The following is a 20,637-nucleotide window of genomic DNA, read 5'->3' on the forward strand; positions in this document are numbered from 1 at the left end:
ATAGCCGACACCGGGGCTTGCGGCAAGACCCCCCTCGTCCCGCAGAATTGCCCGCCGAAGGCCGGTAGCTGCGGAAACGGGGAGTCACGAAGTGCGTGTTTTGCTGACGACGTGGGGATCTCGCGGGGATGTCGAACCCCTGGTGGGACTCGCGAGGGAAGTGCGGGAACTCGGCGCGGAAGCGGTGGTGTGCGCGCCGCCGGACGAAGAGTTCGCGACGTTGCTGGAGCGGGCGGGTGTGCCGTCGGTGCCGCTCGGCCCGACGGTGCACTCGGTGGTCGCCGGGCCGAAGCCGCCGACGGGGGAAGACGCGCTGAAGCTCGCCCCGGCGCTGGTCGCCGCCCGCTTCGAGACGCTCGCCAAGGCGGCCGAGGGATGCGACGCGATCCTGGCGACCGGACTGCTGCCCGCCGGCGCGCGGGACGTGGCCGAGAAACTGGGAATCCCCTACGTGTACGCGTGTTTCCACATCTTCGGGCTGCCGTCGCGGCATTTCGCCCCAGGGCTGCGGCCGGGCACGCCGTCCCCGGAAGGCGAGACCGACAACCGGGTGCTGTGGCAGCAGGACGCCCAACGGGTGAACGCGTTGTACGGCGGCGCGCTCAACGAGCACCGCGTGGCGATCGGGCTGCCACCGGTGGACAACGTCCGCGACCACGTCTTCACCGGCAGTCCGTGGCTGGCCGCCGACGCGGTCCTGTGCCCGTCGGAGGGGATGACGGATCTCGACATCGTCCAAACGGGAGCGTGGATCCGGCCCGACGACCGCCCGCTCCCGGACGAGCTCGAACAGTTCCTGGCCGCCGGTGAGCCGCCGGTGTACGTGGGCTTCGGCAGCATGGCCGCGTACGCGCCGAAGGACATCGCCCGTGTGGCCATCGAGTCGCTGCGGGCGCTGGGGCGGCGGATCCTGCTCGCCCGCGGATGGGCCGGACTGGTCGCGATCGACGACGCCGACGACTGTTTCGTCGTCGGCGAAGTCAATCAGCAGGCGCTCTTCCGCCGGGTGGCCGCCGTCGTGCACCACGGCGGTGCGGGGACCACGACGACGGCCGCACTGGCGGGCGCGCCCCAGGTGGTCGTCCCGCGGATCGCGGACCAGCCGTATTGGGCGTCGCGCGTGGCCGAACTGGGAACCGGTGTGGCGCACCAGGATCCGGCGCCTACCGTCGAGTCCCTGTCGGCCGCGCTCACGACGGTCCTGTCCCCCGAGACCGGCGCGCGGGCGAAAGCCGTGGCCGGCACGATCCGAACCGATGGAGCCGCGGTGGCGGCGAAACTACTCCTGGAGACGGCCAAAGCCTAAAGTCCGTGAAGGCCTCCTTGAGGGACTCAGAGTCCCTCAAGGAGGCCTTCACGGACAACGGAAGGTCAGCTCACCGAAGAGACGGCCGGCTTGAGCACCTCTTCGCACCACTGGCGGAAGGTCGTCGGCGTGGTGGCCTCCGGCGTCCGCGGCGTGGCGACGTCGATGCCCGCTTCCTTGGCGAGCATCATGTCGACCATGCCCTGGGCCATCGCCTCGGACCAGCCGTGTTCGCGTTGCGTCGCACGAAAAGCGTCCATGGAGACCTGCTGGTAGCGCACCGGCCGCCCGAGGACGTCGGACATGATCGCCGCGAGATCGTTCTGGGACAGGTCTTCCGGACCGAGCACCGGGACGTCGGCCACGCCGTGCCACGACGCGTCGAGCAGCAGCCCGGCGGCGACCGCGGCGATGTCGCGCGTGGCGCAGGTCGGCGCCTTGCGGTCGGCAGAGACCGGCGCGAAGAAGACACCGTCCTTGCCGATGGACCCGGCCTGCCACAACAGGTTGTCCATGAACGTGGGCATCGTCAGCGCCCGGTAGTGCACGCCCGTGGCGGCGATCAGGTCGTCCATGGCCCACGACGCCGACAGGTATCCGGCGTTCTCCCCGACGCCGCGGCCCAGTGCCGAGACGCCGACGACCCTGGTCACGCCGTGCTTCTCGAAGGCCTCGCAAGCGGGCCGGGTGAAGTCCAGGTAGGCGGCTTCGAGGCTCTCGGCGCGGTGGTCCGCGGCGACCAGCCAGAACACGGTGTCGGCGCCGGCGAAGGCTTCGTCGACGACACCGGCGTCGCTGTGCGAGCCCTTGACGACCTCGACGCGCTCACGGACGTGATCGGCCAGCCGGGCGGGATCACGGGCGATCACGCGGATCGGCTCGCCGTTTTCGAGGAGGGTGCCGAGCAGCCTGCTGCCGATCTGTCCGGTCGGCGCGGTGACGACGATCATGAAGACTCCGTGGTGCTAGGGGGTTTTCGACGTCACCCAGTCAAGTCAGGAGAGGCGCCGGGCTGAAGGACCGGCTCGGTCGCCATTGATACCCTGGGGATATGAGTGATCTGGAGACGCGGCAGCTCCGCTACTTCGTGGCCGTCGCGGAGGAGCTTCACTTCGGACGCGCGGCCGAGCGGCTTTCGATGGCGCAGCCGCCGCTGTCCAGGGCGATCAAGGACCTGGAACGACGCCTGGACGTCCAGTTGCTCGAACGCACCACCCGCCAGGTCGCGCTCACGAGAGCGGGCGAGGTGTTCCTGCGGGACGCCAGGACCGCGCTCGAAGCGATCGCCGCGGCGGAACGGCGGGTCAGGCAGGCGGGCCGTCCCGATCGACGGCTGCGGCTGGCGCTGAAGGCCGACCACGACGCCGGATGCCTGCCGCAGATCATCGAGGCCTACGAGGCCGAGGAAGGCGCCCTGCCCGTCGAACTGATCCTCGGCGGCCGAGGCGAGCAGCCGGTGCAGCTCCGCGACGGCCGGGCGGACGTGGCGCTCGTCCCCTCCCCCTTCGACGCGCGCCGCCTGGACTTCGAGCCGCTGCTGACCGAGCCCCGGCTGGTGGCGCTGGCGGCGAACGATCCGCTGGCGGCCAGGTCACGGCTGACCCTGTCGGATCTGGATGGCAGGCTCCTTCCCGACGGCGCCCCCGCCGAACAGGGCCCTTCGACCGGGCAGCCAGCCGCCGTGGCGCCCCACGGTCCCGTCTCGGACCTGACGCAGATCCTCAAACTGGTCGAACTGGGCACCATCGTCTGTTTCCTGCCCGTTTCAGTGGCGGATCGCTACCGCAGGGCGGGCATCGCGTACCTGGCCGTCGACGATCTGGAGCCCACGACCCTCGCCGTGATGTGGCCGCAGGACTCCCGCTCACCGGCCGTCGCCGCCTTCGTCAGAGCGGCCACCACGGTGGTGACGAGCGCGTTCGCCCTCACTCAGCGGAGCTGAACGCGGCCCAGCACCCTGTCCACGACCTCGGGAAGCGGCTGATCGTCCGGGCCTTCCAGCCACAGGATGTTCCCGGTCCGCAGAGCGGCGAGGAAAGTCGCCGCGGTGAGGCGGGCCAGCTCCTGGTCGAGGCCGTGCCCCCTGGCGAGCAGCACCGCGATCAGGTCGCGTTCGAGGGCGAACTGGTCACCGGCCTGCCGCGCGAGCAGCGACGGATGCCGCCGCAGCAGCCTCAGCTGCGCCACCCATTCGCGGTCGGGGACGGGGTTCGCCCGGTACAGGTCCTGGCACGCCGCTCGCAGCGCCTGCCACGGCTTCTCGCCGGGCGGCCTGCCCTCGACCAGCGTCACCAGCAGCCCGGTCCGCTCGCGGTCGGCGTACAGGATCGCGTCCTCTTTGTTCGCGAAGTAGTTCGAGAACGTCCGCCGGGACACCCCCACCGTGTCGGCGATGTCCTCGACGGTCACGCCGTCGAGACCGTGCTCCATCGCCAGGCGAAGCGCGGCCTCGTGCAGTGACTGCCGCGTCGCCGCCTTCTTGCGGGTGCGGAGCGTGTCGAGGGTGTCCACCAGGACAGCGTAGCGAGGGGAATAAAGTTCTCACTGTGCAAGTTTGCACAGTGGGCAATAATTGCCCGAACGCTCGAAAGGACGCCATGAAGACCGAAGGAACGGCGGAGGCACCGTCCGAGGCGATGGGGCACCGCCAGGTGCTCGAATCGCTGTCCGGGCTGCTGCTCGCGCTGCTCGTGGCAATGATCAGTTCGACGGTCGTGTCGACCGCCCTGCCGTTGATCATCGGCTCGCTGAACGGCTCGCAGACGCAGTACACGTGGGTGGTCACGGCCACCCTGCTGGCGGCGACGGCCACCACCCCGATCTGGGGCAAACTCGCCGACCTGTTCAACAAGAAGACCCTGGTCCAGGTCGCGATCGTGATCTTCGTGATCGGATCGATGATCAGCGGGTTCAGCCAGAACACCGGGCAGCTGATCGCCGCGCGCGCGTTCCAGGGCATCGGCGTCGGCGGGCTGCAGGCGCTGGTCCAGGTCGTGATCGCGGCGATCATCCCGCCGCGTGAACGCGGCCGGTACAACGGCTACCTCGGCGCCGTCATGGCGGTCGCCACGGTCGGCGGCCCGCTGCTCGGCGGCCTGATCGTGGACGTGCCGTGGCTGGGCTGGCGCTGGTGCTTCTTCGTCGGCGTGCCGATCGCGGTGGCGGCGTTCATCGTGCTGCAGCGGACCCTGAAGCTGGAAACGGTGCGCCGGGAGAACGTCCAGGTCGACTACCTCGGCGCGGGTCTCATCGCCGCGGGCGTGAGTGTCCTGCTGATCTGGGTCTCGTTCGTCGGCAACAGCTTCGACTGGCTTTCGTGGCAGACGACCGTCATGGTGGCCGGCGGTGTCGTGCTCCTCGCGCTCGCGCTGATGGTGGAACGCAAGGTCCGCGAACCCGTGGTGCCGTTGCACATCATCACCCAGCGCACCCCGGCGCTGGCGATCATCGCGAGCCTCGCGGTCGGCATGGCGATGTTCGGCGGCGCGGTGTTCCTCGGCCAGTACTTCCAGGTCGGCCGCGGCTACTCCCCCACCGAAGCCGGGCTGCTGACCATCCCGCTGATGGCGGGCGTGCTGGTGTCCTCGACCGTTTCCGGTCGCCTGATCAGCCGGACCGGCCGGATCAAACCGTACATCGTGGCGGGCACGATCACCCTGGTGATCGGGTTCCTCGGGCTGGGCACGGTCGACCACGCGTCGCCGCTGTGGCTGGTCGGCATCGCGATGGCGGTCGTCGGCATCGGTGTCGGCATGACGATGCAGAACCTCGTGCTCGCCGTGCAGAACACCGTGCCGCTGCGGGACCTGGGCTCGGCGAGCGCGTCGGTCACGTTCTTCCGGTCGCTGGGCGGCACCATCGGGGTCTCGGTGCTGGGCGCGGTGCTCGCGAACCGGGTCACCGCCGACCTGTCCGCCGCGCTGCACGTTCCGGAGGGCCAGGCGTCGACGGGCAGTGTCAGCGCGCTGAACCTCAAAGCGCTGCCGCCGGAGGTCCAGACGATCGTGCACACCGTGTACGGCGACGCGACCGCGCACATCTTCCTGATCTCCGCGGCGGTGGGCGTCGTGGGCGTGATCGCGGCGCTGCTGCTCAAGCCGCTCACCCTGCGCACCACCCTCGACGTGGAGACGAAGACGGAAGACCAGGCTGCCGACCCGGTCGCGCGGTAGGCGCGCGATGAACGGGAACGCCGCCGGGGCCTTCGAGTCCACTGTGGAGCGTTTCGGCCCGCCCCGGCACCGGTCGGGGCGGGCCATCCTGGCCGGGGTCGACGGCTCCGACACCGCGATGCGGGCGGCCGCCTTCGCCTTCGGCATGGCACGGCGGGAAAGCGGCAGGCTGATCGTCGCCTTCGTCGCTTGCCGCACGGCGCTGGCCAACCTCGGACCGGCTGTCGCGGCGACGGTGGAGCACGACACGACACTGCAGCTCTACGCCGAACTCCGCGATCAGATCCGCGAGGCGGCCGAAGAACTGGAAGTGCCGGTCAGTTTCCTGAAGATCTTCGGCGATCCGTACACCGCGCTCCGCGACACCGCCGACCGCAGCCAGGTCGACACGGTGGTGGTCGGCGCCTCACAGAAGGCCGGTCACCGGTTCGCGGGGTCGGTCGCGACCAAGCTCATCAAGACCGGGCACTGGCCGGTGCTCGTCGTTCCTTGACCGACGGCCGCCCAGCAGGGAGACGGCTCCCACCGTGGCGACGACGAGCGCACAGCCCGCGAGTTGCAGCGAGGTCGGCCACTGACCGAGCAGGATGGCGCCGAACAGGATCGCGGCGGCGGGTTGCAGCATGAGCACGGCGGACCCGCCGCTCGCCGGGAGCGCGGACAGGGCATTCCCGATCAGGAGCCAGCCGAGCACCTGCGCGGTCACGGCCAGCGCGAGCAGCCACAGCAGCGCCGAGGCGGGCGGCGTGACGTCGAGGTTTCCCGCCACCAGCCCCGAAAGGCCGCCGACACTCGCGGAGGCCGCGGTCGCCGTGGCGAGCATCGTCGTGTGGCCGCCGCCTTCGGTTCCGGCCCGGCGCAGCAGGATGAGGTAGCCGGCGTAGGCGATGCCTGCCAGCATCGCCATGACGGTGCCGTACCAGGGGTCACTGCCCGCGGCGCCGCCGTCCGCCAGCCCGCCGGCGAGTGCCGTTCCCGCCAGCATGACCGGGATCGACAACCAGAACAGCCGCGACGGCCGTTCGCCGAACCACAGCAGCCCGGCCAGCGGGACGAGGACCACCTGGACGTTGACCAGTGCCGTGGCGACGCCCGCGCCGACGGCGAAGATCGCTTCGCTCCACAGCACCATGTCGATCCCGAGCAGGACGCCGGCCAGCACGTGCCGCCGTCGCGCGGCCGGGGTGGGACGGTGCCCGCGCTCCCGCGTCCGTGCCAGCAGCACGAGGATCGGCAACGCGAACAGGCAGCGGAAAAACGTCGCCGTCGTCGAGCTCACGCCGGACAGCGCGACGAGCGGGGCGGACAGGGCGATCGCGAGGGCTCCGAGGACTCCCTGTGCCCGCGGATCGGCGAGAATTCTTTGGTGGGCCATGGTTTTGATTCGATCGCACGAAGCAGGGGAGGACCAGCGAGATCCTCTTACCCCGAGGGTTAAGCTCGGCTAATGAGTGGCGATCTGTCCAATGTGGAGCGGCTGCGGATGCTGCACGCGGTGTGGCGCCGGGGCTCGCTCGCCGCGGCGGCCGAACTGCTGCACGTGACGCCGTCGGCGATCTCCCAGCAGCTGACCAAACTGGAACGGGAGGCGGGCACCGCGCTGCTCGTCCGGCACGGGCGCGGCGTCCGGCTCACCCCGGCGGGGCTGCTGCTCGCGCAGCGCTCGGACCGGGTCCTCACCGAACTCCGGGCCGCCCGCGCCGACCTGGACTCGCTCACCGGGGAAACCACCGGAGTCGTCGAGATCGGCGCCATCCCCTCCGGGGTGCACACGTTCATCACGCCCGCGCTCACCGGTCTCGCCGTCCGCTACCCCGGTATCGAAGCGCGGCTGCACGAGGTCGAACCGGAAGACGCCCTTCCCGCGCTCGCCGACGGCGTCTTCGACGTCGTGGTCGTCGAGAGCTGGGAGAACCTGCCGCTCACCCGGCCGCCGAACACCCGATGGACCGTCCTGCGCGACGACGCGGCGACGATCGTGCTCCCGGCAGGGCACCGCCTGGCAGGCGCGGACTCGATCCGCGCCGAGGACCTGGCGGACGAGATCTGGGTCGCCTGGGCCCGCCCCACCCTGGCGAACGCCTGGATCCGCCAGACCCTGCGCGAACGCGGCATCGAACCGACGGTGCGGCATACGGTCAGCGGGTTCGGCACCCAGTTCGCCGTCGTCGCCGGGCTCGGCGCGGTCACGGTGGTGCCGAGCATGGCCACCACGATCGCGCCGCCGACCGTGGTGTGCGCCCCGCTCGAACCCGCGCTGCACCGGCAGCTCTATGCCGTGCAGCCTCAGGGTGAGACGCGGCCCGCCGTCGCCGAATGCGTCGCGGCCCTGGTCGAGGCGGCCCGCTCCTGGGGCGCGGAAGGTTCGTGAAGGCCTCCAAGCGGACAGGAGCGCCGGTGGCCGGTCGGTCCAGCTGGTCGTGAATGGCGATTCGGGTTATTGAGGGGTAAGTCAAACGTGTCGTGTCGTTGGGGTGTGCGCCGTGTCTCGAAGGCCCCCTGTGGGACGTTCACCGTCCTGAAGGCCCCCTTTGAGACATCCCGAAGTGCGGCGAGTCTGTGAGCCGCCGGACTTTGTGGCACTGACTGTGTGGATTTTGGTGCGTTGGACGCGCAGAAATCCACACGGTCCCGCGTGACAGGTCCTGTCATGACGGGGTGTGTGGAAACAGGGACGTTGAACGTCCCTATTTCCACACACCCCTCACTTTCAGTGACCCCTCGCACCCCGTCCACGTGCAGTCTGTGAAGGAGGCCTTCACGGACTCGCCGCCCGCCAGGACACGTTTGCCTTACCCCTCAATAGAACGCGAAACGCCACTCACGAAGGTGATCAACGACCGCAGAGCGCGTGGTCGATCACCGGGTCCAGGGGATTCCCCGAAGGCAGTTCGGCATCGGGTTTGAAGGGCGTCAGGGTGTTCAGCGACACCATCACGCTGCGCTTGCCGTCCTCGGTCACGCCGTTGCCCGTCGAGTTGCCGGGCAGCGAGCCGCCGTGGCCCCAGAAGGCGCCGCAGGAGCTGGTCAGCTTCTTGAGCCCCAGCCCGTATTCCCCGAGTCCCGGCGCGGGCACGGTCTTCTTCATCTCGGCCAGCAACGCGGGCTTGAGCACCTTGCCGCCCAGCAGCGCCCGCAGGAACTTGTTGCCGTCCTCGGTGGTGCTGTTGATCGAACCGTCCGCTCCGCCGCCCATCGACGGATTCATCAGCGTCACGTCCACCTGCCGTCCGAGCCGCGGCGGGTTCGAGCCCTCGACGACGAACCGGTCGTAGCCCCTGGCATGCGGGGCGGGGAGGAACGGCGAGGTGTGGGGCAAGGTCGTTTCCCGCAGGTCGAGCGGGCGGACGATGCGGTCGGTGATCGCCTGCCGCCAGTCCCGGCCGGTCACCTTCTCGGTCACCATCCCGGCGAGCACGTAGTTGGTGTTGGAGTATTGCCAGCTCGTTCCCGGCGCGAACTCCGGCGGCTTCCCGACCGCGAGCTTCACCGCCTCGGACGCGCTGAGCCTGTCGAACCGGTGACGCAGAAAGCCTTTCTCGGTGAAGAGGTCGAGTTCCGCCATGTAGTCGTGCAGGCCGCTGGTGTGCTGCAAGAGCTGCCGGACGGTGATCGCGCGGCCGTCGTTGCCGTTGCCGCTCACCACCCCTGGCAGCCACCGGTCCACGGTGTCCTCCAGGGAAAGCCTGCCCTCGCCGACGAGCTGGAGCATCGTCGCGGACAGGAACGTCTTGCTGAAACTGGCGATCCGGAAATGCGCGTTCCACGGCATCGGGGTCCTGGTCCGCAGATCACCGTGACCGCTGCGCACCTTGACGCTGCCCTGGGCCGTGCTCAGTTCCACGAGCACGCCCGGTGAGCCGTTCGCCACGAGCACGTCGGCGTCATGCTGCAAGGTCCGCTGCGACTGCGATGCCGCGGACGCGAAGGCCGGGGAAACGAGCGTTGCCGCGCACACCGCGGCGATGACCACTGAAGTTCGTTTCATACCGGCAAAACTACGAAGCATCGGCCCGACCGGCATCGGCATCGAGGCGGAAACCGCCTACCCCCGCAGTGCTAGCCGTGGCGGGGCCTTCTCAGGGTTCAGCCCTTACACGATCATTCCCGGCATCACGAGGGCCAACCGCGCCGCCGGCGGCAGCGATGCCTGTTCCGGCACGGCCTGGAAGGCCTGGATGACGAGCGCGGCGAACCGCCGGGACGCCGCGACCTCCGCGGCGGGCGAAGCGGCTTGGATCCCGTTGTTGGCCATGAGCATGAGGATCAGGTCTTCGAGGACGAAGTCGGGACGCAGTTTCCCGGCGGCCTTCGCCCGGCCCGCGAGCTCCGCGATCGCCTTGAGCGCGTGGTCGCGGCCCGTGGTGAAGTCGACCGCTTTGGGGAAGGCCGACACGAAAGCCGCGGTGAAGCCCCGGTCGTGCGAGTGCAGTTCGCAGATCTTCTCGATCACGGAACAGAACCCACGCCACGGATCCGGGTCGGCCAGTCCCTCGTCGACGATGACGTGGCACAGGCACATCTGGTCGGCGAAGGCCTCCGTCGCCAGGATCTCCTTGGTCGGGAAATGGCGGTACAGCGTGGCGGGGCCGACGTCGGCGCGGCGCGCGACTTCCCGCAGCGGCACGTTCAGGCCTTCGGTGGCGAACAGCGCGCGAGCCGCTTCGAGGATGCGCTCGCGGTTGTCCTGGGCGTCGGAACGCGGGATCCGAGTCAAACGGTCGGTCACCACTCTCACTTTAGCCAAAACGGACGGGGGCGTCCGTTAGCGTCCGCCTGCCAGTGATCGAAGACCGAGGAGACAGAGCATGCGAGCAGTCGAGATCCGGAAGTTCGGGGCCCCCGAGGGCCTGGCCGTCATCGACCTCCCTTCCCCCGTTCCCGCCGCGGGCGAGGTGCTGATCGGCGTGGAAGCGATCGGCGTCGGCGGTGTCGACACCGTGGTCCGGAGCGGGGTCCTCGCCGGCTTCGGTTTCCAGGAAGGGTTCATCCCCGGCAACGAGGTGGCGGGCACCGTCACCGCGGTCGGTGACGACGTCGATCCGTCCTGGGTCGGGCGGCGCGTCTGGGCGTTCACCGGTGAGGGCGGCGGTTACGTCGAGCAGACGGCCCTCCCGGTCGATAAGGTCGTTCCCCTGCCCGAAAATCTGCCCGCCGACGCGGCGGTCGCGCTCGGGACTTCCGGCATGGTTGCCCATTTCGCGCTCGCCCGCGCCCGTTTCGCGGCAGGCGAGTCGGTGCTCGTGCGCGGAGCGGCGGGCAGTATCGGGATCATGACGGTGCAGCTCGCGGCGGCAGGCGGCGCGAGCGCGGTGGCGGTCACGACGTCCTCGGCCGAACGTGGCGAACGCCTGCGCGGACTGGGCGCGACCCACGTCCTCGACCGCTCCGGCGAAGGGGACGGTCCCGCCGGGTATGACGTGATCATCGACATCGTGTCCGGTGTGGACATGCCCTCCTTCTTCGACAGGCTCGCACCGAACGGCCGACTGGTGACCGTCGGCGTGATCGCGGGCATGCCACCGGCGGACTTCGGCGCGAAGCTGCTGGCGAGGTTCCGCGAATCGCTGTCGGTCGCGGCCTTCAGCGCGGACTCGATCCCCGAACCGGATCGGCGGGCAGTGACCGCGGCGCAATTCGACGCGGCGGCACACGGCGAACTGCGTGCGGTGGTGCACGAACTGCTGCCGTTGGAGAAAGCCGTGTCGGCGCACCGGAAGATGGACGACGGCGAGGTGTTCGGCCGGATCGTGCTGACCCCGTAGCCAGGTCCTTTGTGGAGGTCGCGTCACCCGGTCAGTGCACTTTCCCCCATTGCGTGCGCCCGCGCACTAGGCTGCCCACTCGTGCCTGAACCGTCCAGACCGAAGGCGGCGCCGATGCCCGAGGGACCCGGTTTCACGGCGGTCGACCTGCGACCGCTCGCCGCCGGGGAGGGAACCAGCGCCTACTGCGTGAACGACGCCGGGATGATCGTCGGCGAGTCGGGTTCACGGCCGGTGCGCTGGGATCCCGACGGGAGTCCCGCTCCCTTGCCGGTCCTCGACGGCTGTTCCGGCGGCCGCGCCGTCAGCGCCAACGCCGACGGCGTCATCGCGGGCGCGCTCTACACCGGCGAGCATCTCCGGCCCGTCTGCTGGCGGCCCGACGGCCGGGTGCACGCGCTCGAACTCCCGCTCGGCATGATCTCGGGCACGACGTGCCGGGTGAACGAACGTGGCTCGGTGCTGGGGAACGCGATGCGGCCGGGTTACCGCTGGCGGGCGCTGCGCTGGGAGCCCGGCGGCGAGGCGGTGGAACTCGGCGCCCTGTCCGGCGGCGAGACCCAGGGCCACGACCTGAACGGACTGGACGAGGTCGTCGGCTCGGCCAAGAACGGCACGGGTGGCCGGACAGCGGTGCGCTGGAGCCCGTCGGGCAAGATCAGCAAACTGCCCCCGCCCCGCCGCGCGACGGCCTGCGGGATCACCGACTCCGGCGCCATCCTCGGCGACGGGGTCGTGTGGAACCGTGACGGGGGCACCGTCCTGCTCACCGGCGACCAGGAGTTCTCCGCCGGGCAGGTCGTCCGGATCACCGAACACGGGGTCACGATCGGCTGGGGCGTGACCCCGGACCGGCTCGGCACCTGCGCCCGCTGGGATCGCGACGGGCGGCACACCGTGCTCCCGCCGCTGCCTTCGGACATCGGCAGTACGTGTTACGACATCGACGAAGCCGGGACGGTCGTCGGCGAGTCCGTGAGCCGGGGAGCGGTGCGGCCGGTCCGCTGGGACGCGGACGCGACGCCGTTCCCGCTGCCGTCGCCACGCGGTCTCACCGCGATCATGGCCCAGCACATCACCGCGAGCGGCGCCGTCATCATCGGCTACGGCTTCGACAAGGACAGCTCCACTTATCGCGGGATCGCTTGGCACCGCTCGTGATCAGCGTGAGCCCGAGTGTTCCTCGACCGTCCACGACCGGGTCCGGGAGCGGTCGAGGAACCGGGCTTCGTCCTCGGCGACCCCGGAACCCTCGGCGAGCACGAGCGCGAGCCAGGCGCCGCGGGTGCCCTCGTCGGCGAACTTCATGTGCGTGATCACGTCGAAGTCGGCCGGGAAACCGCGTGCCCCGATCTCCGGCAGATAGTTGCGGGTGTAGAGCGCGGGCGACGGTGCGAGGCCGAGGATGAGCGGCACGTGCCGGTTCTCGTAGTAGTCGACGAACTCGTCCCGGCTGAGCCCCTCGCGGGCCTTGAGCAGGGCGATGGTGGTGATCACGGTCGTGCTCCTTCTGTCGCGTCAGCGGCCCACCCGGTCCAGCACCGCGTGCGTGTACCGGGCGGTGTCGGCCGTTCCGCCGAGATCGACAGTACTGATGCCGTCGGCCAGCGCGCCGAAAGCGGCGGCCAGCAGATCCTCGCTCGCCTCGGGATGTCCCAAGTGGTCGAGCATCATGGCCGCGGACCACAGCGCGCCCAGCGGGTTGGCCTTGCCCTGCCCGGCGATGTCGGGGGCGGAGCCGTGCACCGGCTCGAACATCGAGGGGAATTCGCGCTCGGGGTTGAGGTTCGCCGCCGGGGCGACACCGATGCTCCCGGCCACCGCGGCGGCCAGGTCGCTGAGAATGTCGCCGAAGAGGTTGGAGCCGACGATCACGTCGAACCGTTCCGGCGCCAGGACGAGTTTGGCGGCGAGCGCGTCGATGTGCTCCTTGTCGGTGCGCACGTTCTGGTGCCGTGCCGCGACCTCTTCCACCAGTTCGTCCCAGAACGGCATCGTGTGGACGATACCGTTGCTCTTCGTCGCCGAAGTCACGTGTTTGCCGCGGGTCCCGGCCAGCGTGTAGGCGTACTCGACGACGCGGCTCACTCCCTTGCGGGTGAACACCGCCTCCTGCACGGCCAGTTCGTCTTCGGTGCCCCGGCCGAGCCGCCCGCCGATCTCGGAGTACTCGCCCTCGACGTTCTCCCGGACCACGACGAGGTCGACGTCCCCGGCGGCACGCAGCGGGCTCGGCACCCCGTCGAGCACTTTGACCGGCCGCAGGTTGACGTACTGCCGGAAGCCGCGCCGGATCGGGATCAGCAGCCCCCACAGCGAAACGTGGTCCGGCACGCCCGGCCAGCCGACCGCGCCCAGCAGCACGGCGTCGTGCCGCCGGATCCGGTCGAGACCGTCGGACGGCATCATCGCGCCCTCGGCGAGGTAGCGCTCGCAGGACCAGTCGAAGGAGTCGTAGGTGAAGGCGATCCCGTGCCGCCTGCCGACGGCGGCGAGCACGGCCTGGGCCGGGGGCAGCACCTCGGTGCCGATGCCGTCGCCGGGGATGAGCGCGATGCGGTAGCTGGTCATGGGTCCAGTGGACGTCGAGCCGGGCCGGTACGTCCAAGACCCAGTTCTTGCCGCACTGAAAGGCTGCGCCTATCAACCCCTGGTCGGACTTCCCCGGACGAACGCTCCCATTTCGGCGGCCTCGGCGACGGGACGTCCGTCCTCACCGTCGTGCGGCTGTGCCTGATGACGTTCGGCATCCTCACCGCGACGGCCGAGTACTCCACCGGGATGATCCGCACCAGCCTCGTCGCCGTTCCCGTCCGACGGAAACTCTTGCTGGGCAAGGTCGTCCTCGTCGCGGCGAGCACACTGATCGCGGGTGAAACGATCGCCGTGGCGACGTTTTCCGTGAGCAGGCTGCTGATCGGCGACCGGCCGATCGGCTCGCTGACCACTGTGGACACCGGGCTTCCCGCGATCCTCGCCGAGGGCCTGCTCATGATGGTCGTCGCGCTGATCGCGCTGGGCCTCGCGACGATGATCAAGTCGACCGCCGGGACACTGGTCACGATGGCGGTCCTGCTGTTCGCCCTCCCGATGGCCCCGCGGATGCTGCTGCCCGAACCGTGGGGCGGCCGGATCGCCTCGGTGCTGCCCTCGGAACTGGCAGGCCAGCTCGGCGGCGGGGCGACCGAAATCGTCCTGTCCCCGCTCGGCGCGCTCATCGCGATGGCCGTCTGGGTGATCGCGGCGATCTACGCCGGGCTCACCGCCATCGGCAAACGAGACGCCTGAATCAGTCCTGCTCCGCCAAACCGCGGAAGGCCGCCGCGGCGGGGCTCAGCCGTCCCGGCCTGGACACCAGGGACACCACCAGGGAATCGGGACAGTCGAGCGCCCGCACGGCGGCACCCGCGGCTTTCGCCAGTGCTCGCCAGGAGTCGCTGACCACCGCGATACCGACCCCGGCGAGAACGAGTGGCAGGACGGCTTCCCGATGTTCGACCTCGACCGCGAACCGGCTGCCGGGTGCTTGACCGAGTACGGCGTCGGCCACGGCACGCATTCCCGTGCCCTGCTGGCCGACGATGAGCGCGGCACCGGCGAGATCGGCGGGGCGCACCGGATCCGCGGCGGGCAGCGCCGCCTCGTCGCGGCCCAGTACGGCGAAACGCTGCGTCTCCAGGTGCAGGGCGTCCAAGCCGGGCAGCGGCGGGGCCGTCGGGGAGGCCGCCACGATGCCGAGCTCGGCGTCACCGGTCGTGAGCGTCCTCCCCACGTCGGCGGGGGTGCTCGCCGCGCGGACGGAGATCCGCACGAGCGGGTTGGCGGCGGCGAAGGCGGCGATCAGGTCCGTGAGCGGGCTGACCGACTGCGACGGCATCGAGGCGATGACCAGCTCCCCGCCGAGGAGACCGTCGACCGACTCCACCGTCGCACGGGCGAGGTCCAGCCCGCGCAGGACCTCCCGCGCGGGCGCCACGAGAGCGTGACCGGCCGCCGTCAGCACCAGACGGCGGCCGGTCCGGTGGAACAGAAGGCTCCCCAGGTCCCGCTCGAGCGCCCGCAAGGACTGGGAGACCGACGGCTGGGCGACGAAAAGCAGCTCCGCGGCCTTGTGGACGCTTCCGGCGTCGACGACGGCCAGGAAGTACCTCAGCTGACGAGCATCCACACCGCACCTCCTCATGGTCGATAGCCGGGGCCTATCACCTTGCCAGCAACCCGGTCTTGGACCGGCGACCCGCCCGAAGGGCTTACTGGGTCGCTACGAGGGACGGCAGCGGCGCCGGCCCGCCGCGAGCCCGAGGAGGGCACCGTGTCCGATGCCTGGCTCCTTGCCCACACCGGTATCGCCATCGTGGGCGTCGTCGTGCTGATCACCCGGCTCAAGACGCCCCCGATCTTCGGCCTGCTGATCGGCGCCACCTATCTGGGGCTGGCCACCGGCCTCGGAGCGGGCGGCACGACCGAAGCGCTCGCCGCCGGATTCGGCGACGTGATGGCCGAGATCGGCCTGCTCATCACCTTCGGCGTCGTCATCGGCTCGCTGCTCACCGCCACGGACACCCTGCACCGTGTCCTGGAACGGCTGCTGGGCGTCTTCGGGGAGAAGCGCGTGCCGATGGTGTTCGCGGTCTCCCTGTCCACCTTGTTCACGTCGATCTATTCGGACGTGGTCCTGGTGCTCACCGCGCCGCTGGCCCGGCGTCTCGGCGTCCGGCTGGGCCCGCGGGGTGTCGCGCTAATGGGCGGCGCGCTGACCGCGGGGATCGAGGTCGGGCTGGTGTTCGTCGTGCCGGGGGTGGCCGCTCTCGCCGTCGCGGGCCTGCTTCGCGTGCCGCTCGGCGAGATGTTCCTGTTCGGGCTCGCGGTCGGTCTCCCCACCGCCGTGCTGACCACGCTGGTCTTCACCGTCCTCTTGCGGCGGACGCTCCGCTGGGATCCGGCCACCGACGAACTGGAGACCGGACGCGCCGCCGAGACCGTCTCCACCGCAACTGGCGCGCGGCGGCTGCCACTGTCGCTGTCGATCTCCCCGGTGCTGCTGACGCTCGCGCTGATCGCCCTCGGCGCGCTCGCCGTCGCCTTCCGTTTCCCGCTGGGGCCGGTCTCGCTGCCGACCGAGCCGCCGATCGCCATGGCGATCGGCGCCGGGCTCGCGCATCTGCTGGCCCGGCGCGTCCTGCCCCGGCACGAGGTCGACGCGGCCGTCGGCAAGGCACTGGCGCTGGCCGGGCCCATTCTCGTGCTGTCCGGGCTTTCCGGCTCGGTCGCCGAGGTGATCGGCAGATCGGGACTGCGCGACGTGCTGGCGAGCTCGTTCGGCACGGGTTTCCTGCCGCCGCTGGTGCTCGTCTGGCTGATCGCCGCCGTCCTGCACATCGCGATGGGGTCCATCTCGATCTCCGCGATCACCGCGGCGGGCATCCTCGCGCCGATCGCGGGATCGCTCGGTGTCCCGGTGGTGCTGGTCGCCCTCGCCGCCTGCTCGGGCGCGCTGTTCCTCCCGCACGTCAGCAGCAACTTCTTCTGGATGTTCCAGTCACTGCTCGGGCTGAGCACGCGGGGCACGTTCAAGACCCACACCGTCGCCATGTCGCTGGCTTCGGTGATCTCGCTCCCGATCGTGCTGCTGCTCGGCCTCGTCGTCTGACCGCGAAGTCACTCACGCCAACGGTTGTTGAGGAAGGCGTCGTCCTCGTCGTCCGCCGGTACCGGACGGCGAGGAGCGCGCCGGGGGGTGTCCCGGCCCGCACGGGCCGGCGGCTCCGAAGCGAACGGAGCCGCCGGGTCCTCGAAAGCGGGGGCGTCGTCGAACGCCGACGCGTTCCCCGGCTGCGCGTGCGACCGGTCGGTGCTCCAGCCGGACTTCGTCTTCCGCTCCCCCAGTTCACGCCGATGCTCGACATAGCGCTGGGCGGTCTGGACCTGCTTGGTCATGAACTCCTGCGAGCTTGCCTTGATTTCGTCGGCCTTCTGGTCCCGCAGGACCCGGCGCTCCGACTGCTCGCGGACCAGACCGTCCAGGGTCGCCTTCATCGCGGAGGTTTCATCGGCGCTCATCTGTTTCTCCCCTGCCTCGGATTACCGCCTGCGGATGGACGACTGATCCTCATCGTCCAGCAGCGAGCCGGTGATACGCCCGGTGGGTTCGTTGATCTGGTCGAACACCTCGCCCTCGATCCGGTACGCGCGGTTGGTCCGTTCCTGGTCACCACCGCCGCCGCCCTGGCCACCGCCGCCCATGCCGCCCATCGGCGGCATCGCGCCGCCACCGAACGACTGACCGGTCGATCCGCTCATCGGGGCGGACGGGGCACCCGCGGCCACGGGCTGCGGCTGATGTGTCCCGCCGCCGGTGTGCACGCCTTCGGTCAGCGGCTGGCCCGTCGACGGGGTCGCGGTTTCGAACGGGGCCGGAATCGCCGAACCGCCGACGCCGTGGGCGCCGCCACCGCCACCGCCGACGTCACCGCCGCTGATGTCGCCGCCGCTGATGGGGCTTCCGCTGAGACCGTCGGGAACGGTTCCGCCGCCACCGTGATGTGGGGTGAACGCCGGACGGGGTTCGGGCTGCGTCGTCCCGGTGACGGGCTTGGCCTCGTGCAAGGGCTTGTGTGTGTCCGAGGGATCCTTGTCCTCGCCGAGGGTGTACGTGGTCGGCTTTCCGGTGCCGTCGTCGACGGTGACGACCGTCGGCCCGGACGGGCCGTCGGGACGTTCGGCGGTGATCTTCGTATCGCCGTCCTGGAAGTGGATCTTGCCGTCCGGGCCGGGGCGGTGGACGTCATCGCCCGGTTTCCCGTCGTCCGCGCCGGGAATCGAGCCCATCTTGGACTCGTCGTCGGTCCAGTCGAGTTTGAAGTCCTTGGCAGGCCCGGAACCGTCGCCGACCTTGATCTCCATTTCGCCGTCTTTGTTCGGCTCGGTCATCTCGAAGGTCTTGTCACCCTGCTTGACCTTGAGGGTTTCGCGCTCGCCGTCCTCGGTCTTGTCCTTGTCACCGTCTTCACCGGGTTTGTCACCGGTCAGCTTGTCGCCGCCCTCACCGGGCAGCTCGTCGTCGAGCTTGTCCAGTGCCTCCGAGGCCTTCTTCTTGGCCTCTTCCGCGGCTTCCTTGGAGTCGGAGTCCTTGGAATCGGTGTCGCCCGTGCCACCGCCGGGGGCGTCGCCCATCTTGTCCAGCGCTTCGGACGCCTGCTTCTTCGCGTCTTCAGCGGCCTTTTCGGCCGCTGCCTTGGCTTCGGCGGCGGCATCCGTGCTGCCACCGGTTCCGCCGCCCGGACCGGAACCCGAACCACCCGAGCCGCCACCACCGAGATCGCCGCCGGTGGGAACGTCACCCATCTTGTTCAGCGCTTCCGACGCCTGCTTCTTCGCGTTCTCGGCAGCCGCCGCGGCCTGCTTCTTCGCCTCTTCGGCCGCGGCCTTCTGCTCGTCGCCGGAAGACGACGGCGGCGGAGCCGAGCCCGAAGGCGAGGTCTGGTCCTTGCTCGGGTCCGGGCCGCCACCGGAGCCGCCCTCGGGGATCTTCACGTCCGGGACCGGGACCGGCGCGGGCTTGTAGTCACCCGACGAACCGGTGCCACCGCCGGAGCCGGAGCCCCCCGTACCGGAGCCGCCGCCCGTACCGGAGCCACCAGCGCCCGAGCCGCCACCCGTGCCGCCCTCGGGAATGTTCACGTCCGGGACCGGCGGGGGCTTCTGCTGGCCCGACGGACCGGTGCCATCACCCGAACCGCCACCAGGGCCGCCGGTACCCGAGCCGCCGCCGTACCCGCCGCCCTGGCCGCCACCTTGCCCGCCGGTGCCCTGACCGCCGGTGCCTTGGCCGCCAGGCCCCTGGCCACCGGGGCCACCGCCGGTACCCGAGCCGCCGGGTCCACCGCCCGTGCCGCCTGCCCCGCCGTTTCCGCCCGCGCCCGCGCCCTGGAACTCGTTCTTGACCTTGCCCATGACCTTGTCGAGCTCGTCGTAGGCCTGGTTGACGAAGTCCTTGGTTTCCTTGCAGTTCTTCTCGAAGCCCAGGTAGATGACGGTCCACATCTCGGGGATGAACTGCCGCTGGATCCACTGCTTGGCGAGGTTCTGGCCCGCCTTCTTGAACTCGTCGTCGTCGCAGCAGCCGTCGTTGTTCAGCTGCTGGACGAGGTTGGAGCCGAAGTTGGCGTCCATCCAGCCCGCGATCGCGCCGAGGTCCTCCTTGCCGCTCTTCTCACCGGCGGCGATGGCGACGACCTTCTGCGCCATCGGATAGTCGGCCTTGCCGACGATCTCCTTGTACCCCTTGACGACCTGGTCGGCCTTCTCCTTGCAGAGCTTGAACACCGCGGTGGTGGTGTGCAGCGTCGCTTCGCTCGCGGTGTTCAGCGTCTGGGAGAGTTTCTTGGCCTTGGGAAGGATCTTCTCGTTGTAGTTGGTCGACGACGCGTCCGCGGCTTGCCCGGTCCAGGTCCCGTAAAGGGTGTTCAGCTGGGACCCGGTGTCGTCGATGGCCTTCTCGACCGTCTTCGACCCCGTCTTGAAGTGCGCGGCGTCGTCGACGAAGTTCTTGAAGCTGATGCCGCGCTGCTCGTCGAACGGCTTCTTGATGTCCTTCTCGAAGTCGAGCGCGCGGCTGGTCCCCCGGCAGTCCTCCGGGAGCTTCGCCAGCAGCGAACCGAAGGTCTGGAAGACCTTGAGCGCGGGCATGGCGGCGTCGAAGATCTCGTCCGACGTCTTGGTCCCGCCGCCTTCCGGCGTGGGTTCCTTCGTGCCGTCCAGCTTCTTGTCGCCGTCGTTGACGGCCTTCGTCTCTTCCTTCTGGGTGAAGCTGGCCTGATCGCCGGCGTTCTTCGCGCCCTCGTAGATCTTCTTGGTGTCGTCGCCGTAGGGCAGGAAGGGAAGAGCGTTGTAGGTCTCCGCGTACTTCGCGGCTTCCTTGCGCTTCGCTTTGATGTCCTCCGGCTCGTCGATCCCGCTCCAAGGAGGGGGCGCCGGATGGGTCTTGATCCACGAGCCGATGAGCGCGGTCTTGTTGGCGGGCGGCACGCTCGGGTTGTCGAGGAGGGCCTTGACGTCGGTCCAGGTGAGTTCGTCGGCCACTAGCGCATCCCCGTCTTGGTGATCTTGTTCTTCTGCTCGTTCTCATTGGCGCCGTAGGCGGAACCCGCGGTGGCGAGGTTCGTGCCGAACGAGCCGAGCGTGGTGCTGTACCCCTGGACCGAGGCCCACAACGCGGCGACACCGTCGGTGTATTTCTTCGAGTGGTCGCCGTGCGCCTGGCCGAAGCCCGCAGCGTTCACGGGAGTGCTCGACAGATCGGGATTGTCTTCGAGCAACTGCTCCGTCAGCTTTCCGATGTCCTTCGACGCCGATGAAAGCGCATCGGTCGCCGCGGTGAAGCCCCCGCTCATTC

General features: G+C 69.9%; 20 protein-coding genes. 9 read left to right on the top strand and 11 right to left on the bottom strand.

What is annotated here, in order from left to right:
• Positions 1 to 91: 91 nt before the first annotated feature.
• A complete protein-coding gene (locus tag AMYAL_RS0103460) occupies positions 92 to 1,306 on the top strand; it encodes a glycosyltransferase (RefSeq protein WP_026466708.1) in 1,215 nt (404 codons plus the stop codon).
• Positions 1,307 to 1,371: 65 nt separating this feature from the next.
• Here the strand turns inward: AMYAL_RS0103460 and AMYAL_RS0103465 are convergent, their stop codons facing one another.
• A complete protein-coding gene (locus tag AMYAL_RS0103465; RefSeq protein WP_020629913.1) occupies positions 1,372 to 2,256 on the bottom strand; it encodes an NAD(P)H-binding protein in 885 nt (294 codons plus the stop codon).
• Between the two features lie 101 nt (positions 2,257 to 2,357).
• On the opposite strand from AMYAL_RS0103465, the gene AMYAL_RS0103470 reads away from it, so the two are divergent.
• Positions 2,358 to 3,248 (top strand): LysR family transcriptional regulator, encoded by an 891-nt coding sequence (locus AMYAL_RS0103470; protein ID WP_020629914.1) that lies wholly within the window; start codon positions 2,358 to 2,360, stop codon positions 3,246 to 3,248.
• On the opposite strand, the gene AMYAL_RS0103475 is transcribed toward AMYAL_RS0103470, so the two are convergent.
• Positions 3,236 to 3,817 (bottom strand): TetR/AcrR family transcriptional regulator, encoded by a 582-nt coding sequence (locus tag AMYAL_RS0103475; protein WP_020629915.1) that lies wholly within the window; start codon positions 3,815 to 3,817, stop codon positions 3,236 to 3,238. The two genes, AMYAL_RS0103470 and AMYAL_RS0103475, sit on opposite strands and share 13 nt — an antisense overlap.
• A gap of 86 nt (positions 3,818 to 3,903) precedes the next feature.
• On the opposite strand from AMYAL_RS0103475, the gene AMYAL_RS0103480 reads away from it, so the two are divergent.
• Together AMYAL_RS0103480 and AMYAL_RS0103485 are read left to right on the top strand one after the other, a co-directional pair.
• Entirely contained in the window at positions 3,904 to 5,478 is a 1,575-nt protein-coding gene (locus AMYAL_RS0103480) for an MDR family MFS transporter (RefSeq protein WP_020629916.1), read from the top strand.
• Between the two features lie 7 nt (positions 5,479 to 5,485).
• Positions 5,486 to 5,971, top strand: coding sequence for a universal stress protein (locus AMYAL_RS0103485; protein WP_020629917.1), 486 nt, complete (start codon positions 5,486 to 5,488; stop codon positions 5,969 to 5,971).
• Here AMYAL_RS0103485 and AMYAL_RS0103490 read toward each other — a convergent pair.
• Positions 5,885 to 6,853: a DMT family transporter gene (locus tag AMYAL_RS0103490; protein ID WP_020629918.1), complete on the bottom strand. Its 969-nt coding sequence runs from the start codon at positions 6,851 to 6,853 to the stop codon at positions 5,885 to 5,887. The two genes, AMYAL_RS0103485 and AMYAL_RS0103490, sit on opposite strands and share 87 nt — an antisense overlap.
• A 72-nt stretch (positions 6,854 to 6,925) precedes the next feature.
• On the opposite strand from AMYAL_RS0103490, the gene AMYAL_RS0103495 reads away from it, so the two are divergent.
• Positions 6,926 to 7,849, top strand: a complete 924-nt coding sequence (locus AMYAL_RS0103495) for a LysR family transcriptional regulator (protein ID WP_020629919.1) — start codon at positions 6,926 to 6,928, stop codon at positions 7,847 to 7,849.
• Positions 7,850 to 8,311: 462 nt separating this feature from the next.
• Here AMYAL_RS0103495 and AMYAL_RS0103500 read toward each other — a convergent pair whose 3' ends face one another.
• Together AMYAL_RS0103500 and AMYAL_RS0103505 are read right to left on the bottom strand one after the other, a co-directional pair.
• The gene (locus AMYAL_RS0103500) at positions 8,312 to 9,466 is read right to left on the bottom strand and encodes a serine hydrolase domain-containing protein (RefSeq protein ID WP_245192776.1); all 1,155 of its coding nucleotides are present in this window, start codon (positions 9,464 to 9,466) and stop codon (positions 8,312 to 8,314) included.
• 105 nt (positions 9,467 to 9,571) lie between these two features.
• Positions 9,572 to 10,207 (bottom strand): TetR/AcrR family transcriptional regulator, encoded by a 636-nt coding sequence (locus tag AMYAL_RS0103505; protein WP_020629921.1) that lies wholly within the window; start codon positions 10,205 to 10,207, stop codon positions 9,572 to 9,574.
• Positions 10,208 to 10,286: 79 nt separating this feature from the next.
• On the opposite strand from AMYAL_RS0103505, the gene AMYAL_RS0103510 reads away from it, so the two are divergent.
• Both AMYAL_RS0103510 and AMYAL_RS0103515 read left to right on the top strand, forming a co-directional pair.
• Positions 10,287 to 11,243: a zinc-binding dehydrogenase gene (locus AMYAL_RS0103510; RefSeq protein WP_020629922.1), complete on the top strand. Its 957-nt coding sequence runs from the start codon at positions 10,287 to 10,289 to the stop codon at positions 11,241 to 11,243.
• Between the two features lie 114 nt (positions 11,244 to 11,357).
• Positions 11,358 to 12,404: a hypothetical protein gene (locus AMYAL_RS0103515; protein ID WP_020629923.1), complete on the top strand. Its 1,047-nt coding sequence runs from the start codon at positions 11,358 to 11,360 to the stop codon at positions 12,402 to 12,404.
• On the opposite strand, the gene AMYAL_RS0103520 is transcribed toward AMYAL_RS0103515, so the two are convergent.
• Positions 12,405 to 12,740 (bottom strand): EthD domain-containing protein, encoded by a 336-nt coding sequence (locus tag AMYAL_RS0103520; protein WP_020629924.1) that lies wholly within the window; start codon positions 12,738 to 12,740, stop codon positions 12,405 to 12,407. It abuts the gene before it with no gap.
• 21 nt (positions 12,741 to 12,761) lie between these two features.
• Complete coding sequence (locus AMYAL_RS0103525) at positions 12,762 to 13,814, bottom strand: tartrate dehydrogenase (protein WP_020629925.1); 1,053 nt, start codon at positions 13,812 to 13,814, stop codon at positions 12,762 to 12,764.
• A 165-nt stretch (positions 13,815 to 13,979) separates the two neighbouring features.
• Here AMYAL_RS0103525 and AMYAL_RS0103530 point away from each other — a divergent pair, with 165 nt between their 5' ends.
• Positions 13,980 to 14,531, top strand: a complete 552-nt coding sequence (locus tag AMYAL_RS0103530; RefSeq protein WP_245192778.1) for an ABC transporter permease — start codon at positions 13,980 to 13,982, stop codon at positions 14,529 to 14,531.
• A gap of 1 nt (position 14,532) precedes the next feature.
• Here the strand turns inward: AMYAL_RS0103530 and AMYAL_RS0103535 are convergent, their stop codons facing one another.
• Positions 14,533 to 15,411, bottom strand: a complete 879-nt coding sequence (locus AMYAL_RS0103535) for a LysR family transcriptional regulator (protein ID WP_020629927.1) — start codon at positions 15,409 to 15,411, stop codon at positions 14,533 to 14,535.
• A 144-nt stretch (positions 15,412 to 15,555) separates the two neighbouring features.
• On the opposite strand from AMYAL_RS0103535, the gene AMYAL_RS0103540 reads away from it, so the two are divergent.
• The gene (locus AMYAL_RS0103540; RefSeq protein WP_020629928.1) at positions 15,556 to 16,893 is read left to right on the top strand and encodes a GntP family permease; all 1,338 of its coding nucleotides are present in this window, start codon (positions 15,556 to 15,558) and stop codon (positions 16,891 to 16,893) included.
• 8 nt (positions 16,894 to 16,901) lie between these two features.
• On the opposite strand, the gene AMYAL_RS0103545 is transcribed toward AMYAL_RS0103540, so the two are convergent.
• The 3 genes from AMYAL_RS0103545 to AMYAL_RS0103555 are packed head-to-tail and all read right to left on the bottom strand — an operon-like array spanning position 16,902 to position 20,635.
• Positions 16,902 to 17,303, bottom strand: coding sequence for a hypothetical protein (locus tag AMYAL_RS0103545; protein WP_020629929.1), 402 nt, complete (start codon positions 17,301 to 17,303; stop codon positions 16,902 to 16,904).
• A gap of 21 nt (positions 17,304 to 17,324) precedes the next feature.
• A complete protein-coding gene (locus AMYAL_RS50775; protein WP_020629930.1) occupies positions 17,325 to 20,324 on the bottom strand; it encodes a WXG100 family type VII secretion target in 3,000 nt (999 codons plus the stop codon).
• A complete protein-coding gene (locus tag AMYAL_RS0103555) occupies positions 20,324 to 20,635 on the bottom strand; it encodes a hypothetical protein (protein ID WP_020629931.1) in 312 nt (103 codons plus the stop codon). Before AMYAL_RS0103555 ends, AMYAL_RS50775 begins: the two co-directional genes overlap by 1 nt.
• Between the last annotated feature and the right edge of the window lie 2 nt (positions 20,636 to 20,637).

This window comes from Amycolatopsis alba DSM 44262 (assembly GCF_000384215.1).
In the GTDB taxonomy this organism is placed as follows: domain Bacteria; phylum Actinomycetota; class Actinomycetes; order Mycobacteriales; family Pseudonocardiaceae; genus Amycolatopsis; species Amycolatopsis alba.

Coding starts and splice junctions, on each gene's coding strand:
- AMYAL_RS0103465 (WP_020629913.1), bottom strand. CDS start 2,256: ATGATCGTCGTCACCGCGCCGACCGGACAGATCGGCAGCAGGCTGCTC.
- AMYAL_RS0103470 (WP_020629914.1), top strand. CDS start 2,358: ATGAGTGATCTGGAGACGCGGCAGCTCCGCTACTTCGTGGCCGTCGCG.
- AMYAL_RS0103480 (WP_020629916.1), top strand. CDS start 3,904: ATGAAGACCGAAGGAACGGCGGAGGCACCGTCCGAGGCGATGGGGCAC.
- AMYAL_RS0103485 (WP_020629917.1), top strand. CDS start 5,486: ATGAACGGGAACGCCGCCGGGGCCTTCGAGTCCACTGTGGAGCGTTTC.
- AMYAL_RS0103490 (WP_020629918.1), bottom strand. CDS start 6,853: ATGGCCCACCAAAGAATTCTCGCCGATCCGCGGGCACAGGGAGTCCTC.
- AMYAL_RS0103495 (WP_020629919.1), top strand. CDS start 6,926: ATGAGTGGCGATCTGTCCAATGTGGAGCGGCTGCGGATGCTGCACGCG.
- AMYAL_RS0103500 (WP_245192776.1), bottom strand. CDS start 9,466: ATGAAACGAACTTCAGTGGTCATCGCCGCGGTGTGCGCGGCAACGCTC.
- AMYAL_RS0103510 (WP_020629922.1), top strand. CDS start 10,287: ATGCGAGCAGTCGAGATCCGGAAGTTCGGGGCCCCCGAGGGCCTGGCC.
- AMYAL_RS0103515 (WP_020629923.1), top strand. CDS start 11,358: ATGCCCGAGGGACCCGGTTTCACGGCGGTCGACCTGCGACCGCTCGCC.
- AMYAL_RS0103525 (WP_020629925.1), bottom strand. CDS start 13,814: ATGACCAGCTACCGCATCGCGCTCATCCCCGGCGACGGCATCGGCACC.
- AMYAL_RS0103530 (WP_245192778.1), top strand. CDS start 13,980: ATGACGTTCGGCATCCTCACCGCGACGGCCGAGTACTCCACCGGGATG.
- AMYAL_RS0103545 (WP_020629929.1), bottom strand. CDS start 17,303: ATGAGCGCCGATGAAACCTCCGCGATGAAGGCGACCCTGGACGGTCTG.
- AMYAL_RS0103555 (WP_020629931.1), bottom strand. CDS start 20,635: ATGAGCGGGGGCTTCACCGCGGCGACCGATGCGCTTTCATCGGCGTCG.